At 62.1% G+C, this 17,464-nt stretch carries 13 protein-coding genes; 3 read left to right on the forward strand and 10 right to left on the reverse strand.

Features of this window, described 5'->3' with window-relative positions:
* Positions 1 to 19: 19 nt before the first annotated feature.
* The 4 genes from K6N12_RS06750 to K6N12_RS06765 form a co-directional block, all read right to left on the reverse strand.
* Complete coding sequence (locus tag K6N12_RS06750; protein WP_097629464.1) at positions 20 to 2,329, reverse strand: PAS domain-containing sensor histidine kinase; 2,310 nt, start codon at positions 2,327 to 2,329, stop codon at positions 20 to 22.
* 191 nt (positions 2,330 to 2,520) lie between these two features.
* Positions 2,521 to 5,169, reverse strand: coding sequence for an aminopeptidase N (gene pepN / locus K6N12_RS06755; protein WP_097629465.1), 2,649 nt, complete (start codon positions 5,167 to 5,169; stop codon positions 2,521 to 2,523).
* Between the two features lie 187 nt (positions 5,170 to 5,356).
* Positions 5,357 to 6,463, reverse strand: coding sequence for a methyl-accepting chemotaxis protein (locus K6N12_RS34635; protein WP_097629466.1), 1,107 nt, complete (start codon positions 6,461 to 6,463; stop codon positions 5,357 to 5,359).
* An 81-nt stretch (positions 6,464 to 6,544) separates the two neighbouring features.
* On the reverse strand, positions 6,545 to 6,736 hold the full coding sequence (locus K6N12_RS06765) for a hypothetical protein (protein ID WP_165503978.1): 192 nt from the start codon (positions 6,734 to 6,736) through the stop codon (positions 6,545 to 6,547).
* 65 nt (positions 6,737 to 6,801) lie between these two features.
* On the opposite strand from K6N12_RS06765, the gene K6N12_RS06770 reads away from it, so the two are divergent.
* Positions 6,802 to 7,740, forward strand: coding sequence for a DMT family transporter (locus tag K6N12_RS06770; protein ID WP_131711783.1), 939 nt, complete (start codon positions 6,802 to 6,804; stop codon positions 7,738 to 7,740).
* Positions 7,741 to 7,984: 244 nt separating this feature from the next.
* Positions 7,985 to 8,857, forward strand: coding sequence for a hypothetical protein (locus tag K6N12_RS06775; protein ID WP_097629469.1), 873 nt, complete (start codon positions 7,985 to 7,987; stop codon positions 8,855 to 8,857).
* Here the strand turns inward: K6N12_RS06775 and K6N12_RS06780 are convergent, their stop codons facing one another.
* The 6 genes from K6N12_RS06780 to K6N12_RS06805 form a co-directional block, all read right to left on the reverse strand.
* Complete coding sequence (locus K6N12_RS06780) at positions 8,858 to 9,010, reverse strand: hypothetical protein (RefSeq protein WP_165503977.1); 153 nt, start codon at positions 9,008 to 9,010, stop codon at positions 8,858 to 8,860.
* Positions 9,011 to 9,053: 43 nt separating this feature from the next.
* Positions 9,054 to 9,245, reverse strand: coding sequence for a hypothetical protein (locus tag K6N12_RS06785; RefSeq protein ID WP_003569328.1), 192 nt, complete (start codon positions 9,243 to 9,245; stop codon positions 9,054 to 9,056).
* Between the two features lie 132 nt (positions 9,246 to 9,377).
* Positions 9,378 to 10,283, reverse strand: coding sequence for a uracil-DNA glycosylase (locus K6N12_RS06790; RefSeq protein WP_097629470.1), 906 nt, complete (start codon positions 10,281 to 10,283; stop codon positions 9,378 to 9,380).
* A 67-nt stretch (positions 10,284 to 10,350) separates the two neighbouring features.
* Positions 10,351 to 11,643, reverse strand: a complete 1,293-nt coding sequence (locus K6N12_RS06795; RefSeq protein WP_097629471.1) for an Hsp70 family protein — start codon at positions 11,641 to 11,643, stop codon at positions 10,351 to 10,353.
* A 220-nt stretch (positions 11,644 to 11,863) separates the two neighbouring features.
* Positions 11,864 to 14,983: an efflux RND transporter permease subunit gene (locus tag K6N12_RS06800; protein ID WP_097629472.1), complete on the reverse strand. Its 3,120-nt coding sequence runs from the start codon at positions 14,981 to 14,983 to the stop codon at positions 11,864 to 11,866.
* The gene (locus K6N12_RS06805) at positions 14,980 to 16,287 is read right to left on the reverse strand and encodes an efflux RND transporter periplasmic adaptor subunit (protein WP_097629473.1); all 1,308 of its coding nucleotides are present in this window, start codon (positions 16,285 to 16,287) and stop codon (positions 14,980 to 14,982) included. Before K6N12_RS06805 ends, K6N12_RS06800 begins: the two co-directional genes overlap by 4 nt.
* Positions 16,288 to 16,581: 294 nt before the next feature.
* Here K6N12_RS06805 and K6N12_RS06810 point away from each other — a divergent pair, with 294 nt between their 5' ends.
* Positions 16,582 to 17,463 (forward strand): phosphotransferase family protein, encoded by an 882-nt coding sequence (locus K6N12_RS06810; RefSeq protein ID WP_097629474.1) that lies wholly within the window; start codon positions 16,582 to 16,584, stop codon positions 17,461 to 17,463.
* The last annotated feature ends 1 nt before the right edge of the window (position 17,464 follow it).

Here is a 17,464-nt window from a genome sequence, read left to right on the forward strand (position 1 = left end):
GCGACGCCGCCGCCGTTCCTTAGACGTCGTCCGGGATGCGCAGCGAGATCACCGTGCCCACGGCTTCGCGGGAGCGGATCTTCATGCGGCCGCCATGCAGCGCGGTCAGCGAGCGGGAGATGGCAAGCCCGAGGCCGGAGCCGCCCTTGCTCTTGGCATATTGGCTCTGCACCTGTTCGAAGGGCTGGCCGATCTTCGACAGCGCCGAGCGGGGAATGCCGATGCCGGTATCGGCGATGGTGACGAGCACGGCACCGTCGATGCGGCGTGTGCGCACCGCGATGCGGCCGCCATTGTCGGTGAACTTCACGGCATTGGAGAGCAGGTTGAGAAGCACCTGTTTCATCGCCCGGCGGTCGGCGGTCAGCGTCAGGCCGGATGAGATGCGCTGATCGATGACGATGTTCTTCTCGGCCGCCGGAATGGCCGTGAAGCGCAGGCTTTCCTCGATCAGCGGCACGAGATCGATGCGCTCGCAATGCAGCCTGAGATGGCCGGCCTCGATCTTCGACATGTCGAGAATGTCGTTGATGACGTTGAGCAGATGTTTGCCGCTGTCATGGATGTCACGGGCATATTCGTCGTATTTCAGCGAGCCGAGCGGTCCGAACATCTGGTTCTGCAGGATTTCGGAGAAGCCGAGGATGGCGTTCAGCGGCGTGCGCAGCTCATGCGACATGTTGGCGAGAAATTCCGATTTCGCCTTGTTGGCGGCCTCGGCGCGCTCTTTCTCCGCCTGGTAGTTGGCGTTCGCCGTCGAAAGCTCGGATTTCTGGATCTCCAGCGTCTGCCGCGAGGCGGAGAGATCGCCGATCGTCGCCATCAGCCGGCGTTCGGATTCGCGCAGCCGCTCCTGATGGCGTTTCATCAGGGTGATGTCGGTTCCCACAGAGACCCTGCCGCCGTCTCGGGTGCGCCGCTCGTTGATCTGCAGCCAGCGCTCGTCGGCAAGCTGCACCTCGGTCGTGCGCGAATAGCCGGAACCGTCGGCGTCGGCGATCCGACGTTCGATGACGGGGCGGGCAGCGGCGGCATTGACGATCGAGCGCTCGGTGCCGGGCACCAGCACGCTGTCCGGCAAGCCGTAAGCCTGCTGGAAATGGGTGTTGCACATGACCAGCCGATCGTTCTTGTCCCAGAGCACGAAGGCCTCAGAGGTGCATTCGATGGCGTCGGCAAGGCGCTGGTCGGCTTCGGCGTAACGCTGGGCAAGCCGATGCTGCTCGGTCACGTCCATGGCGATGCCGATCAGGTGCACGCGGCCGGAATTGCTGCGGATCACCTGGGCACGGGCGCGCATCCAGACATAGTGGCCGCCGGCATGGCGCATGCGGAAGATCTGATCGACCTGGCCGGAGTGGCCCTTGGCGATGGCGCGCGCGATCTCGTAGAGCCCGCCGTCATCGGGATGCATCAGTCGCGCGGCTTCGCCGAAACCCATCGTCTTGTCGGAACCCGGCAGGCCGAGCATGTCGTACATCGAGCGCGACCAGAAGAATTCGCGGTTCTCGAAATCGAAGTCCCAAAGGCCGCAGCGGCCGCGCGACAGCGCCGTCTCGACGCGCAGGTTCGATTCCAGAAAGATGTCGTCGGCGTCGCGGGCGCGTTTCACCTGCGTGTAATAGGCATAGAGGATGACCAGCAGGATCGAGGAGATGCCGGCAAACAGCGTGACGTTGAGGGCGAGCTGCTCGCGCCAGAGGCGGCTGATCTCGTCGAGCGAGGTGGCGGCGACGATATAACCGCCGGCATTGCCCATCAGCGTGATCTCGGCATAGTGCGGCACGCCGCCGATCGTCGTTTCGATGACGCCGGCGCGATCGCCGAAACGCCGGATTGCCGAGACCTCGGGAAAGAAATCGCCGACATTGCTGCCGACATGCGAAAGCCCGGCGGTCGTTGCGGCAAAGACCTTGCCGCTTGCCTGGACAAGGAGCACGAAGGCGCCGCTGTCGAGCCGGTCCTGCGGCAGGAACCTGGCAAGCCTTGCCTGCGCTTCCGCGATGTCGCCGCTGTCGAAAATCTCGGATGTATCGGCAAACACTGCGGAGGCGGTCGCGGCCGAAAGCGCGGTGGCATGGCGGGCCGAGGCTTCCAGGCGGGAATATTCGCTGACCATGCCGAAGAAATGCGAGGCGGCGACAACAAAGAGGAAGGCGACGATCAGCGCCGGAATGGCGCGCTTCAGGAGCAGTTCCGCCTTCGGCAGATGACGGAGAAGTGGTTCCGATGTCGCATGACCGGAAAGGCTGTCTCGCCAGGCTTTCAACCCGTCAAAATCGACACGCAGCCGTCCTCCGGCCACGGTTGCCCGCCGCACGTCCATCATCTCTTCGCCTTGTCCCTCGTGTGATTCGCGCGCCGCTCGCTCGAACCTGACCTAGAGAATCATGGGTGATTCGCCTTGTCCAGAGGCAAAGGTAAAAATCCGTTAACTATTTAGAATCTCGTGTTTTTCGGGCAATTCGATTTGCTCGGCAACCGGCCGCCGAATTATTCGCGGCAGCCGGCCGAAGCAAATCACCCCTTCAGCGTGCGCTCGACGATATCGCGCACGTCGGTCGAAAGAGCGGCAGCCCGCTCGATCTCGTTCAGCGCTGCGCGGGCATGATCGGCCCGCACCGGTTCGAGCGAGCGCCAGGAGCGCATCGAAGTCAGAATGCGGGCGGCAAGCTGCGGATTGCGCTCGTCGATATCGAGAATCTGACGGGCGAGGAAACGATAGCCTTCGCCGTCGGCGCGGCCGAAGCCGGTCGGATTGGCAAAGGCGAAGGTGCCGACCAGCGACCGCATCCGGTTCGGATTGGTCCGCTTGAACAGCGAATCGTCCATCAGGGTGCGGACCCGTTCCAGGGTTTTTGAGCCGGGAATGCCGGCCTGGATGGCAAACCATTTGTCGATGACGAGCGCATTCTCCGCAAAGCGCTGACGGAAGGCGGCGAGCGCCTCGGCGGTCTCGGTGCTGTCGGGGAAACGATGGGCGAGGATCGTCAGCGCATGGCTGAGATCGGTCATGTTGTTGGCCGCATCGAAGGCGGCTCTGGCGCGGGCCGGCGTCTGCTCGGCGTGCGAGAGATAGGTCAGCGCCGTATTGCGCAGCGCCCTGAGGCCGGCGCTCCTTGCGTCCGGGCTGAAATCGCCCGATGTCGCCGTCGCGGCGTAGAGGCCGGCAAAAACATCCTTTCCGGCCTCGGCGACCTGTTTCAGGATCGCCTGCCGGCCGGCATGGATGGCATCGGGATCGTTATTGCCGCCGAGTTCGCGGGCAATATCGGATTCGCTCGGCAGCGCCAGCGCCTGGGCGCGGAAGGCGGGCTCGAGGGTGTCGTCGGCGGCGGCCGCAATCAGCGTCCCGACGAAAGTCGCCTCGCAGACAACAGGCTTGCCCTCGCGCGCGTCGCGGGCGGCTTTCAGGAGGTTCGGCAGCGCCAGATCGGTCAGGGCCTGCCAGCGGGCGAAGTGATCGGTCTCATGGCGGGCGAGATGGGCGAGATCGGCTGGGCTCTGATCGAAATGCAGATTGATCGGCGCCGAGAAGCTGCGGTTGATCGAAACGACCGGCCGCGAGCCGATACCGTGAAACACCACCGTCTGCGTGCGGCCGGTGAGATGCAGCACCTCGCCGGCATATTCGGCGCCGTCGACCAAGCTCGGCTCGAGCTTGCCGCCGTTTTCGCCGAAGAGCGCCAGGCTGAGCGGAATATGCATCGATTCCTTGCTCGACTGGCCGGGCGTTGCCGGGATCATCTGTTCGAGCGACAGGGTGAAGGTGGCCGCCGCCGCATCATAGCTGCCCGATGCGGTGACCAGCGGCGTGCCGGCCTGATGGTACCAGAGCGAGAATTGCGTGAGGTCGCGTCCGCTCGCATCCTCGAAGCATTTGACGAAATCCTCGATCGTCACCGCCTGGCCGTCATGGCGGTCGAAATAGAGGTCCATGCCCTTCTTGAAGTCGTCCTTGCCGAGCAGCGTCGCGATCATCCGCGTCACTTCGCTGCCCTTCTCGTAGACGGTCCTCGTGTAGAAATTGTTGATCTCGCGATAGGTCGTCGGCCGCACAGGATGGGCGAGCGGGCCGCCATCTTCCGGAAACTGCTCGGATTTCAGGTGACGAACATCGGCGATGCGTTTGACCGGGCGCGAGCGCTGATCGGAGGAGAATTCCTGATCGCGATAGACCGTCAGGCCTTCCTTAAGGCACAGCTGGAACCAGTCGCGGCAGGTGATGCGGTTGCCGGTCCAATTGTGGAAATATTCATGCGCGATGACCGCTTCGATATTGGCGTAGTCGGCATCGGTCGCGGTCTCGGGATCGGCAAGGACGTATCTGTCGTTGAAGACGTTGAGACCCTTGTTCTCCATCGCGCCCATGTTGAAGTCGGAGACGGCGACGATCATGAAGATGTCGAGGTCGTATTCGCGTCCGAACCTCTCTTCGTCCCATGCCATCGAGCGCTTCAGCGCGTCCATGGCATAGGCCGCGCGCGGCTCCTTGCCGTGTTCGACATAGATCTTCAGCACCACCTCGCGGCCGGACATGGTGGTGAACGTGTCTTCGACGACGCCGAGATCGCCGGCAACGAGCGCGAAGAGATAGCTTGGCTTCGGATGCGGGTCGAACCAGGCGGCGAAATGCTTGCCGGGGCCGTAGCCGGCGCCGCCGAGGAAGTTGCCGTTCGAGAGGAGCAGCGGGTTGGCGTCCTTGTCCGCGATGATATTGACCGTGAACGGTGCAAGCACGTCCGGACGATCGGGGAAATAGGTGATGCGGCGGAAACCTTCCGCCTCGCATTGCGTGCAGTAGATGCCGCCGGTGCGGTAAAGGCCCATCAGCTGGGTGTTGGCCTCGGGATTGATGAGCGTGGTGATCGTCAGCTCGAAGGGAGCGCTTTCCGGCAGGTCGCGCACCGTCAGGCTTTCCGCTGTAGCGTCATACCGCGAAGGTTCGAGCTCCACCTGGTCGAAGAGCAGCCCCGACAGCGTCAACTCGTCGCCGTCAAGCACGATCGGCGCTGCCAGATCGGCGCCTGGGCGGCGATGAAAGATCAGGCGTGCCTCGACCTTTGTCTCCGTCGGATCGAGTTCGAACGTCAGGTCCACGCGTTCCAGCACGAAGTCGGTGGGACGGTAATCTGCCAGATGAATGATCTGGCCGTTATCTGTTCGCATGGTGTTTCCTGAAGACCGTTATTTGACAACCGCGGAATACAGAGGCGGGCGCACTCTGCCATAAATTTGCCGGGCATGATTACATTAAAGTCTGAACTAAAGTTAAAGCAAATTGCCCGCGAACACCAAGTTCGCGGGCAAAATATCCTGTTTCGGGCGGATGAACGCCGCTGCTGGCGGGATGGCGCTATTTCAAATTGAGCGCTGCCTTGATCGTCGCGTCGTTTTCCGTCCGCTGGACGACGACGCCGTACCAGCCGAGCCCGTCGTAATCCTCGTAGCCGAGGGTGCGTGCGAAGGCGACGATCGAGCCGCTATTGTCGTAGTAGCTACCCTTGGCCCGGCCGGACGGGTTGGCGAGGGCAAAATGGGAAAAGAGCAGGGCGGGATTAGTGCTGGCGATGACCCGGCTCTTGCCGTCGAGCAGCATGACCGTCGTTTTCTCCGCCAGCTGCGGCGGCAGGTTCGCCTCTTTCTCGACGATCGCCTGGCCCTGGTTCTGCCAGTCGAAATAGACGCCGAGCGTGCCGATCAGCCGCCCGTCGATCTTGCCGCCTTCGCGGATGCCGGTGGCATAGACGAGCGCATGCCTGTTGTCGTGGAGCGGGCTCGATTTGACCTCGTCGACACTATAAGCGTCACCGGAGGAGCACGCCGAAGCCGCGCGGAACCACGGATCACCGGCAAGGCTTGCCCCGCCGATCTTGCGCTGGAACTTGGGATTGGCGGAGGCGATCACCTTGCCCGAGAGATCGGTCACGACGAGATCGAGATAGACAGTGTAGAAGCGGTTGATGGCGCCGAGGCGCTGCGCTGCAAAGGCGACGGTGTCCCGATCGGGGTTCTGCAGCGCCTGCCAGAGTGCCGGGTCCGTCGCCCACCAGCGCACATCGGCGGTACGCTCGAAGAGGTTGCGGACGATGAGCTGCACCAGCGTCTGCGCCAGGTCGGTGAGGCGGACGCCCTCCATCTCCTCGACCAGGCAATCCGCCATGGCGCGGCTGAGGCCGATGCGGCCGAGCACGTTGCTCTCGAACCTGCCGGTGATGTCGGTTGCGATCTGCGCCAACCGCTGCACCTCGTTGGCAACGACAGCGAAGCCCTTTCCGGTCTCACCGGCTCTTGCCGCTTCGATCAGCGCATTGATGGCGAGCAGCTTGATCTGCTTGACGATATTGGTGTTTTCGGCGCTGAAGCGCTCAAGGTCGGTGCTGATGCCGTCGGTGACGACGCGCATCGAGCGCGGTGTCGCATTCTGCGACTGGGCAATGGTTTCTGCGCTGAGCGGCTTCATCAAATGATCCTGGAAGGGCGGCAATCGTCTTGGGGGCGAGGAAATTTCGAGATCAGCGAAAACGATGCGTGCCTATGGTTTTCAATTGGTTAACACCGAGCGGTCAGAGGTAAACATTTCGGGGGGAATGGCTGAAGAGAGCGAAAATTCGACGCGAGGGCGCGCATTGCCGCATCGTCGGGCCTGCGGCGGAAAGCAATTTTGTGATTCTTCCGCGCCGCCTGCGATTTTTCGCCAATCGGGATTTTCTTCCGCTACGATGGAAGAGGTCATCCCCAGCGTTCCCGAGTCGAACGCGTCTTCCCGTTCCTGTTAAGTCGATATCAAGAGCCAGGATCATGCACGCGGTTCTCAAAAACCCGATGAGAGGCATTGCGCTGAAAGTCTCGTCGGTCGTGGTCTTCCTGGCCATGCAGACCTTCATCAAGCTGGCGGGCTCGGCCATCCCGCCGGGGCAGGTCACTTTTTGCAGGTCCTTCTTCGCGCTCTTCCCGATCATCGCCTATCTCGCCTATATCGGGCAACTGCGCGCCGCTTTCTACACTGCCAATCCGGTCGGCCACCTCAAGCGCGGCACGATCGGCATCATGTCGATGGCTTTCGGTTTCTACGGCCTCCTGCATCTGCCGCTGCCGGAGGCGATCGCGCTCGGTTATGCGCTGCCGCTCGTCGCCGTTATCTTCGCCGCGGTTTTTCTCGGCGAGACCGTGCGCATCTATCGCTGGAGCGCCGTCCTAGTCGGCATCGTCGGCGTCGCCATCGTCTCCTGGCCGAAGCTGACGCTGTTCCGCGATGGCGGCATGGAAGCCGAACAGGCCATTGGCGCGCTCGCAGTGCTCATCTCGGCCGTTCTCGGCGGCATGGCGATGATCCAGGTGCGCCGTCTCGTCGAGGAGGAGAAGACGGCGACGATCGTGCTCTATTTCTCGCTCACCGCTTCGGTCTTCTCGCTGGCCTCCCTGCCGTTCGGCTGGCTCATTCTGCCTTGGCCGTCGGCGCTCTATCTGATCGCGGCCGGCTTTTGCGGCGGCGTCGCACAGATCCTCTTGACCGAAAGCTACCGCCATGCCGACGTCTCCACCATCGCGCCGTTTGAATATACCTCGATCCTGCTCGGCGGCATCGTTGCCTATTTCGTCTTCGGCGACGTGCCGAGCGTGACCATGCTGATCGGCACTCTGATCGTCGTCTCCGCCGGCATCTTCATCATCTATCGCGAGCATCAGCTGGGAATCGAGCAACGGGAGGCGCGCAAAGCCACGACGCCGCCGGCCTGACACCGGCAAGCTGCTGATATGAAAGGCTTTAATGTGGTGGTTGCCGTGATTCGAAAATTGCGCGCAAGGGACGAAAAGAATGGTGAATTCTTGGGATACCGTTGCTTCTTGGAATATGTTTGTTGAAGATGAGAGAGTATCATTTATTCGAAGCTGTGCATGTCTGAATGGCGCTGATGCCGGAAGAGCGCTCGGTGTCGTTACTCCGATCGCCGGCCGGCGAGGGGAGGTGGAGAAAAGCGTAATGGCATTCACGGCGGAGCAATTGGCGGGGAACTGTTCCTTTCTGCTGAGCATCCGCTTTTTGGCTGGGCAGATGCGCGGTATGTTCGATGCCGGCCCACGGTTGGCGCGATTGCTCGCTTCGCATCAGCGCTGGCTTCTGACCCAGACTGCCTATGCCCTCAACCTGGAATATGATCCGCGCGACCCGACCTCGGGTTTCACCGCCGTCCGGCTGACCGGACGCATCACCGCGCATAAGGTGGCGAGCCGCAACACCGTGCTCGCCTTCATCGAAGAGCTTTATACCTACCGCTTCATTGTCCACACACCGGGCGACGAGCGGCGGCGGCCGCGTCATTTCGAGCCGGCCGAGGTCAGCCATCAGGCGATGTTTGCCTGGATTCATTCCAATCTCGGTGCGCTCGATCTGCTGGATGGCGGTCAAAGGGCAGCGTTTTTCCAGGCAAACCCATCATTGATGCGGCTGGTTCAGCCGCGCATTGCCCGCCATTGCCTGGAAGACGCCGCCTGGCGCGAGCCGCCGGAACAGGTGGCGCTGTTCCTCTGGACGGAAGCCGGCGGCCTCGTCATCGACAACTTCATCGCCCGCATGGATATAGAAAGCGGCGAACCAGGGAGGTATTCCGTCGGCCGCGTCGAAACCCGCGCGCTCGCGGCCGACTTCATGATGTCGCGCACCCATCTGCAGCGGCTACTGGCAAAGGCGGCGCAGCGCGGCTGCGTCGGCTGGGATGATGAACCGCGCAAGGCGCATCTGTGGATATCTCGGGATTTCGTCGAGCAATATTGCGCCTGGCAGGCGGTCAAGTTCGCCTATGTCGACGAGGCCTTCGAATGGGCGAAAGCCCAGTTCGAGGAAATGGCCGTCTGATCAGAGAACGATTGCCGCGGCACTTCGGCCATGTCTGCCGGCATCGGCCGGCTTCACCGAAAGCTCGCGTTCATATTCCCGCGCGGCGGAGAGCGCAGCGCGGATATGCTCGAAGATTTCGATGTTGCGCAGAAGCGATATCAGGATCGTCATCTTGTTACTCTTTACTCTTGAAGGCAGGCAGAGTGCCTGCCGCTCAATACTGCTGGAAGTCCGAGAAAATCGCGTCGGGGCGCGCCGTGCGGCCGTTGATGCCGGTGCCGCGGGCGGTCATCTGTTCGTTCGCGGCAAAGCCGAAACGGCTGTAGCCGTGGGTGGAACGAACTTGGTCGCCGGCGAGGCGAAGGGTTTCAAACCCGCTATGGATAGGACGAAAATGCTTGTTCATGGCCTTGGTTCCTGTGGTTCCTCCCAAGACACCACCTCATATTGCGGTGCAGCATTGATTCCGCAATGCGTCACGGCGGGATGCAGCCATGCGATATACGCATAGATCGATTCACAAATTATTCAACTTTGGCTAATTTCTAAGCAAAGAGAGGGACTTAAGCTTTGCTTGAAAAGCGAGCAGGTCGTTCCAGGCCAGCCGCTTGTTGACGGGCGCGGTCAACAGATCCTGCGGATGCAGGCTGGCTATGGCAGGAATGACACAGTCCGCAGCGGCAATTTCCTTCCAGCGGCCGCGCAGGCCGTGAATCGTGTCGTTTTCGCCGAAGAAGAAGCGGGCCGAAAAATTACCGAGCAGCAGGATGGCCTTGGGTTCGGCCAGCGCGATCTGCCGTTCGATGAAAGGCCGGCAGATATCCATTTCGGCGGCCGAGGGCGCACGATTGCCGGGTGGCCGCCACGGGATGACCTGCGTCAGCAGAATGGCTGAACGCCTCAGCCCGATCGCCGCCAGCATCTTGTCGAACAGCTGGCCGGATTTTCCGGAGAAGGGCACACCTTCGCGATCGTCTTCGGCGCCTGGCGCCGAGCCGATCACCATGATGCCGCTTTCGGCATCGCCGCTGGCAAAGATGGTCGAGCGGGCGCTGTGCTTGAGATTGCAGCCGTTGAAGGCTTCGAGTGCGGTCTTGAGCTCTGCCAGCGACCGCGCGGATTCGGCGACGAAACGCGCCTGCTGCACGGCCTCGCCATCCGGGATCGCCGGTTGCGGGCCGGAAGCGGCGCGTTCAGCCGGGGCCGGGCGTGCCGCTGCATTCGGACGCGGCGATGTCCGGCTTTCGCCGGGCGCGGCACGCTCCCCGGCGGCGGCAGGTTGCGGCTGCGCTTGCGTGGCCGGGCGCCGCGCCGCTTTCATCGCTTCGAACTCGGCGAAGCGGTCGATCGCCTCTTCCTCCAGCAGCCACTCCACGCCGGCATCCGCATGGAAGTGCAGAAGCGCTGCAAGCTCGGCGGGGGAAAGATCGTTGGTGGAAATCATGCGGCAAGCTTAACGGAGAGAAATGGGCATTGAAAGGGCGCGCGGCATATTGGCCGCCCTTGCAAGCCTATTGCACAGTCCATTGCGCGATGTCGTCGCGTTCGCCGATCAGCGCCAGACCGTGAGCGATCGACAAAAGCTCGCCGCCGCTTTCGATCCGGTCGCGCTCGAAGCGCTCGGTGAAGATGCGCCGCACCGCCGGCACGAAGGAGGTGCCGCCGGTGAGGAACACCTTGTCGATCTCTCCGGGCTTCGTCCTGGTCTTGTCGAGCACGTCGTCGAGCGCGCCTTCGATGCGGGCGAGATCCTCGGCGATCCAGCCTTCGAAATCGCTGCGCCGGATGCTGCGATGCCCGCCGCGGCCAAGCGGCGCGAAATCGAAAGGCGCCTCTTCGGCCGCCGACAGCGCCATCTTTGTCGCCGACACCGCCTGATAGAGCGGATAGCCCTCGTCATGATCGATCAGGTCGATGAAGATTTCGAGCTTTTCCGGTTCCAGGCTGGTGCGCACCAGCTTCTTCAGATCCTCGAATTCGCGCGTCGTCTTGAAGATCGACAGCTGGTTCCAGCGGCCGAAGCTGGAATAGTAGTTGGACGGCACTTCGAGGATCTTGTCGAAGCTTTTGAAATGGCTGCCCTTGCCGATCTGCGGCGCGACGATGTTGTCGATCATCCTGTAATCGAAATGGTCGCCGGCGACGCCGACGCCGGAATGGCCGATCGGCGTTGCCGTCAGCTTGCCGGCGACGGTCTCGAAGCGGATCAGCGAATAGTCGGTCGTGCCGCCGCCGAAATCGGCGACCAGCACGGTTGCATCCTGCTTCAGGTTCTGCGCGAAGTAGAAGGCGGCGGCGACCGGTTCGTAGACATAGTGGATCTCGGGAAAGCCGAAGCGCGACAGCGCCTCATTGTAGCGTTCGGTCGCGAGATCGGGATCGGGGCTGGCGCCGGCAAAATGCACCGGCCGGCCGGTGACGATGCGGCTGACATCCGAAGGCCAGTGGTCGCCGGCATAGTTGCGCAGGCGCCGCACGAAGATCTCCATCAGATCCTCGAAATTATGCCGCTTGGCGAAGATCAGCGTGCCCTGGAACAGCGCGCTCGCCGCAAACGTCTTGATCGACTGCAGAAAGCGACATTCGCCGGGATTGTCGATGAATTGGCGGATCGCCGCATGGCCGGCCTCCACCTTCAGCGCCGAAGCGCCGAGCTGCGCATCCTTCATGAAGGAAAGCGCCGTGCGCATGCTGTCGGCCGTGCCTTCGGTACTCGTGAATGCCATCGAGCGCGTCGCCCCGCCATCCGCCATGGCGAGAACCGTATTCGTCGTGCCGAAGTCCAAACCCAGCGCCTGAGCCATGCCCGCACCTCTTCATGCCGATTGTTGTTGGAGACGGAGCGTGGCTCCGCGAAGGGACGTAAGCACGCCCCGGATTCAGGAGGGCGGGTGATGCCACAGAGGCGTGACACATTCAAGAGGAGCGGAAGTTGATGTGATCGCGGGCGCACTTCTTCTCCCGGTTGGAAGAAGAAGTGCGCCGCAAGGGGCAATCGGCAATGCCGAAGTCAGAGGGCCGTCATCACTCGGCGGCCATTGCCCTTGCCTCCTGCACCTCCGGCTCCTCTACCTTCTTGTGGCCGATCAGGCGGCCGAGGAAGTTTCCGAAGCGGTCCATCTCGACGAAGATGACCGGGGTGATGAAGAGCGTCAGCATCTGCGAGACGATCAGGCCGCCGACGACGGCGATGCCGAGCGGCTGGCGCAGTTCCGAGCTTGCGCCGGTGCCGAGCGCGATCGGCAGGGCGCCGAGCAGGGCGCAGAAGGTCGTCATCATGATCGGCCGGAAGCGCCGCACGCAGGCCTCATGGATCGCTGCCGTAGCCTTTTCGCCTGTTGTGCGCATGGTCTCCACCGCCACGTCGATCATCATGATCGCGTTCTTCTTGACGATGCCGATCAGCATCAACAGGCCGATCAAAGCGATGATCGACAGATCGAAGCCCATGATGTCAAGTGCCAGCAGCGCGCCGAAGGCCGCAGCCGGCAGGCCGGAGAGGATGGTGAGCGGATGGATGAAGCTCTCATAGAGCACGCCGAGCACGACATAGATGGTCAGCACTGCCGCCAGGATCAGATAGGGTGTATTGCCCTGCGACTGCTGGAAAATCTCCGCAGTGCCGCCATAGGAGGTGAAGACGTCGGCCGGCACGCTGATGTCCCTCTTGATCTGCTCGATCGCCGCCGTGGCGTCGCTGAGCGACACACCTTCCGGCAGGTTGAAGGACACCGTGGTCGAGACCAGCTGACCCGTCTGGTTGATGGTGACCGGGCCGGTGGTGCGTTGTACATGGGCGAAGTTCGACAGCGGCACCAGGCTGCCATTGGCGGAGATGACACGGATTTCCGACAGCTTCTGGTCGTCCCAGGGTTTGCTGGTGTCGTATTCGACGATGACGTCGTAGCTGTCGCCGGTCGACTGGATTTCTGCGGCCGCATAGCCGCTGAAGGATTCCTGCAGCGTCGTGCGCAGCGTGTCGTTGTCGATGCCGTAGGCGGCGGCCCGCTCGCTGTCGATGACGATATTGGCCTGCAGGGCGTTGTTCTGGGCGTCCGAGGTCACATCCGTGAACAGGCCTCGGTCGCCACGCATCGCCGCCTGGATCTTGCCGGCCCAGAGGTTGGTCTGGTCGGCGCTGAGCGCCTGCACCACCAGCTGATACTGGCTGGCGGTCTGGCGGCCGCCGAAACGCAGGCTCTGGTTCGGCGTCACGAAGGCCTGCAATCCGGGGATCTTGTTGATCGCCGTGCGCAGCTCGCGCAGCGTCTGGTCAAGCGGCGGGCGCTCCTTCTTGTCCTTGAGTTCGACAAACATCGAGCCGTTGTTCTGCGGTTTGTTCGGGTTGCCGCCAATCGTCGACATCACGTGGTTGACCGCCGGGTTCGCCTTGACGGCGGCTGCCGCCTGCTGCTGCAGCGCCTCCATGGCGGTATAGGAAATGTCCTGCCGCGCCTGGGTGCTGATCGTCAGCCGGCCGATGTCTTCCTGCGGGAAGAAACTCGTCGGCAGCGCCATGAAGAAATAGATCGTCAGCGCCACCGAGCCGGCGAAAACCCCGAGGATCGTCAGGCGATGGCCAAGGCACCAGCCGACCGCCCTGTCATAGCCGTTGAGCGTCCGCTCGAAGCCGGCATCGAAGATGCGGATGAGGAGCGGCGGGCGGCTGTGGTTGTTGGAGAGGCGCGAGCCGAGCATCGGCGTCACAGTCAGCGAGACGATCGCCGAGGAGATGATGGCGATGGCGACCACCATGCCGAATTCGTTGAACACGCGGCCGACGACGCCGCCCATCAGGAGGATCGGGATGAACACCGCGATCAGCGAAACCGACATGGAGATGATGGTGTAGCTGACTTCGCCGGCCCCCTTGATCGCCGCCTCCCGCACCGGCATGCCTTCTTCGACATGGCGCAGGATATTTTCCAGCATGACGATCGCGTCGTCGACCACCAGCCCGACCGCGAGCGTCAGCCCCAAGAGCGAGATGTTGTCGATGCTGTAGCCGAGCACATACATCATGCCGAAGGTCGAGATGAGCGACAGCGGAACGGCAAGTCCCGGAATGATCGTTGCCGTGGCATGACCGGTGAAGAGGTAGATGACGAGAACGACGAGGCCGATCGTCAGGAACAGCGTGAACTTCACGTCTGAAATGGCGGCGCGAATGGGTTTTGCCGCGTCGTTCATGACGACGGTGTTCACCGACGGCGGGATTTCGGCGTGAAGCTGCGGCAGCTTGGCGTTGATTGCATCAATGACATCGACCGTGTTGGCATCCGGCTGACGCTGGATGGCGAGGATGATGCCGCGCTGGCCGTCATACCAGCTGCCGGTATACTGGTTCTCGACGCTGTCCTGCACATCGGCGACATCGCCGAGATGGATCGGCGCGCCGTTCGGATTGGCAATGACCAGCGAGCGGAATTGTTCGGCATTGGTGCGCTGGGTGTTCGCCGTGATGGTCATGCTTTGCGAATTATTCTGCAGTGTTCCCACCGGCTGCTGGCTGTTGGCGGCAGCAAGCGCCTTGTTGACGGTATCGATGCCGATGCCACGGGTAAGCAGCTTGTTGGGATCGACCTCGACGCGCACGGCATAGGTCTGGGCGCCAAAAACGCTGACCTGAGCGACGCCGGGAAGCGTCGACAGCGACGGCGAGATGATGTCCTCGGCGATCTCGTCGAGCTTGCTGCGCGGCATGGTGTTGCTCTGCACGGCGAGCAGCATGACCGGCGCATCGGCCGGGTTGGTCTTGCGGTAGCTCGGCGGCGTCGTCAGATTGTCGGGCAACTGCCGGGTGGCATGCGAGATCGCCGCCTGCACGTCGGCCGCAGCGGCGTCGATATCGCGGTTGAGATCGAACTGCAGCACGATGCTGCTGCTGCCGAGCGAGCTCGAGGCGCTGATTTCGGTGATCCCGGGAATGGTCTCGAACTGCTTGATCAGCGGTGTGGCGACCGAGGTCGCCATCGTCTGCGGCGAGGCGCCGCTCAACTGCGCCGAAACGTTGATCGTCGGAAAATCGACCTGCGGCAGGGCCGCGACGGGCACGAGCCGGTACCCGGCAAGACCGGCCAGAATGACGCCGATGGCGAGCAGCGTCGTCGCGACGGGGCGCTGGATACAGAAATTCGGGATCATTGCTGAGCTCCCACCGCGATCGTCTCGGATAGCTGGGGCTGCCGAGGTTCGTCGGCGGAGGCGACATCAAGCGCTTTTTCGTCGAACTGCTCGTTGATCGCCTGCTGGTCGCTGAGCTGGCCCTGGCCCTCGACGACGACATGGTCGCCTTCCGAAAGACCCGATGCGATGGCGGTGAAGCCGCCATTGGCGCGGGCGACGGTGACCGGCGTCAGATGCGATTTGCCGTCCTTGGCGACGAAGGCGAAGAACCCCTCCGGACCGGGGCTGACGGCCACGGTCGGCACCACCACCTGCTGTTCGTCATTGTTGAAATGCACGACGATGTTGACCGACTGGCCGGGCCAGAGCGCGCCGGAGGCATTCTCGAATTTCGCCTTGGCGAGGATCGTGCCCGAGGCGGTGTCGACGGTGTTGTCGTAGAAGCTGATCTCGCCCTTGCGGACCTGCCCCTTGGTGGAGGCGGGAACCGTGCTGACCTCGACCGGGCCGGCTGCGAGCGCGGTCTTCAATTCCCTGAGATAGCGTTCCTGCAGATGAAATTTCACATAGATCGGATCGTATTTGGCGATGGTGACGATCGCCGAGCCGGCATTGAGGAAAGCGCCCCTGCTGATGGCGATATCGCCGAGCCGGCCGTCGAAGGGTGCGCGGATATCGGTATTTTCAAGAATGATCTGATCCGAGGCCAGCGTCGCCTTATCGGCGTCGACCGTGGCGGCGGCGGTATCGCGGGCGGCTCTCGCCTGATCGAGGCTCTGCTGAGTGCCGGCTTTCTGATCGAAGAGGTCCTGGGCGCGCACCAGCGCGGTTTCGGATTCCGAAAGCGTCGCCGTGTCCCGCACGATCATCGCATTGTCCTTGTCGACGGCGGCCTTGGCCGTCCGGTCGTCGAGCTTGGCGATCAGGTCGCCGACTTTGACGGTCGCCCCATCCTGGCCATTGATGCTGACGATCAGGCCCTGTTCCTGTGCGGCAATGGTTGTGTTGTCGTCGGCATCGGCCCAGCCGGAAGCCGTCACATCCGTCGGCAGCGCAGTTTTCACAGCTGCAACGGTCTTCACGATCGTCGGGCCACCACCGCCGCGTCTACGCCCGCCGCCCTGATGTTGCCCACCGTTCTGCGCTTGATCGGCCTGCGCCTGATCGCCCTGTGCCGGCTGCCCGCCATTGCCGCCAACCGGCTGCTTGATGAACTGCGAGAGGGTGGGAATGCGGGAGGCATAAGGGATCAGATTCCCGAATTGCCAGACGCCGACGGCGGCAACTGCAATAACGCTGACAGTGATCCAAAATTTCTTCATGGGCGAGACCGGGTGTTGAAAGGGGGGTGCGATTTTTATGGCCCGATTGAGCCGCTTATATTGCGGCGCAAAAAAGACATAATTCCCCGGTCGCAATCACTAAGTGGTTATAACGGCTTAAATTTTTGTAATGAATATTCCGTAATATTCAAACTGTACTAATATAGGTCCAGTGTAATCCGGTGCCGTTTGACGGCCGACAGGCAGGCAGTTCGCGACAAGACGAAATCGGTCCGCGTGCCGTTCGTTGCCCGGCGAAAAACACGGGAAAAAACCAGAGAAAGCAGGTCGGTCATGACCGAGTTGAACGCCAGCGAATTTCGCTCTCTCATCATAAGCGTGTTTCCTAAACTCACGGGCTCCGCCTTCAAGCTGGCGGCGAAGGGCTGGGATTCGCTTGCCGTCGACGTCGACGACACGCTGATCTTCAAATTTCCCCGTCATTCAGGCGCGGAAAGAGCGCTTGTCAAGGAAGCCGCCTTGCTCGACATCATCAGGCCGTCGCTGTCGATGGCGGTTCCCGATATGCACATTCACGACGGGCCGCCGATCTTCTCCAGCCACGCCAAGATCGACGGCGAACATCTCATTGCCGAAGATTACGATGCGCTTGGCGAAGGCAATCGTCAGCACCTTGCGGACGATCTGGCACGCTTTTACGCCGAGTTGCATGTGCTCGATGCCGATCGCATGCGCTCGGCCGGCGCCGGGCCGATCCAGCCCTGGCAATCGCCCGAGACGGTGCGAGAAAAGGCTTTACCGCTGTTGCCGCCCGAGATCAGGAGCTTTGCCGAGGCCCTTATTATCGATTTCGAAACCTTGCCGCCCGATCCCCACGGCAACATCTACGGCTTTTTCGACGGTCATGGCTGGAACATGGCCTTCAACCATGCGCAAGGAAGGCTCAATGGCATTTACGATTTCGCCGATTCGGGCTTCGGGCCGTTGCACCAGGAATTCATCTACTCGAACTTCATCTCGCCCGACCTAACCGCCCGCATCATATCAGCCTATGAAATGCTGACCGGACGCAGACTCGACCGGCGGCGCATCGCGATCCTGACGGGCTTCCACCGTTTGTCCGAGCTCGCCGAGCTTGCCGACGATCCGGCTCATGTTGGATCGATGGTCCAAAATGCCGCCAGTTGGGCGGCCATAGCGGCCCACGCCGGCTGAA

The organism is Rhizobium redzepovicii (assembly GCF_019793435.1).
Taxonomy (GTDB): domain Bacteria; phylum Pseudomonadota; class Alphaproteobacteria; order Rhizobiales; family Rhizobiaceae; genus Rhizobium; species Rhizobium redzepovicii.

Coding starts and splice junctions, on each gene's coding strand:
- K6N12_RS06750 (WP_097629464.1), bottom strand. CDS start 2,329: ATGATGGACGTGCGGCGGGCAACCGTGGCCGGAGGACGGCTGCGTGTC.
- pepN (WP_097629465.1), bottom strand. CDS start 5,169: ATGCGAACAGATAACGGCCAGATCATTCATCTGGCAGATTACCGTCCC.
- K6N12_RS34635 (WP_097629466.1), bottom strand. CDS start 6,463: ATGAAGCCGCTCAGCGCAGAAACCATTGCCCAGTCGCAGAATGCGACA.
- K6N12_RS06765 (WP_165503978.1), bottom strand. CDS start 6,736: ATGACCTCTTCCATCGTAGCGGAAGAAAATCCCGATTGGCGAAAAATC.
- K6N12_RS06770 (WP_131711783.1), top strand. CDS start 6,802: ATGCACGCGGTTCTCAAAAACCCGATGAGAGGCATTGCGCTGAAAGTC.
- K6N12_RS06775 (WP_097629469.1), top strand. CDS start 7,985: ATGGCATTCACGGCGGAGCAATTGGCGGGGAACTGTTCCTTTCTGCTG.
- K6N12_RS06780 (WP_165503977.1), bottom strand. CDS start 9,010: ATGACGATCCTGATATCGCTTCTGCGCAACATCGAAATCTTCGAGCAT.
- K6N12_RS06785 (WP_003569328.1), bottom strand. CDS start 9,245: ATGAACAAGCATTTTCGTCCTATCCATAGCGGGTTTGAAACCCTTCGC.
- K6N12_RS06790 (WP_097629470.1), bottom strand. CDS start 10,283: ATGATTTCCACCAACGATCTTTCCCCCGCCGAGCTTGCAGCGCTTCTG.
- K6N12_RS06795 (WP_097629471.1), bottom strand. CDS start 11,643: ATGGCTCAGGCGCTGGGTTTGGACTTCGGCACGACGAATACGGTTCTC.
- K6N12_RS06800 (WP_097629472.1), bottom strand. CDS start 14,983: ATGATCCCGAATTTCTGTATCCAGCGCCCCGTCGCGACGACGCTGCTC.
- K6N12_RS06805 (WP_097629473.1), bottom strand. CDS start 16,287: ATGAAGAAATTTTGGATCACTGTCAGCGTTATTGCAGTTGCCGCCGTC.
- K6N12_RS06810 (WP_097629474.1), top strand. CDS start 16,582: ATGACCGAGTTGAACGCCAGCGAATTTCGCTCTCTCATCATAAGCGTG.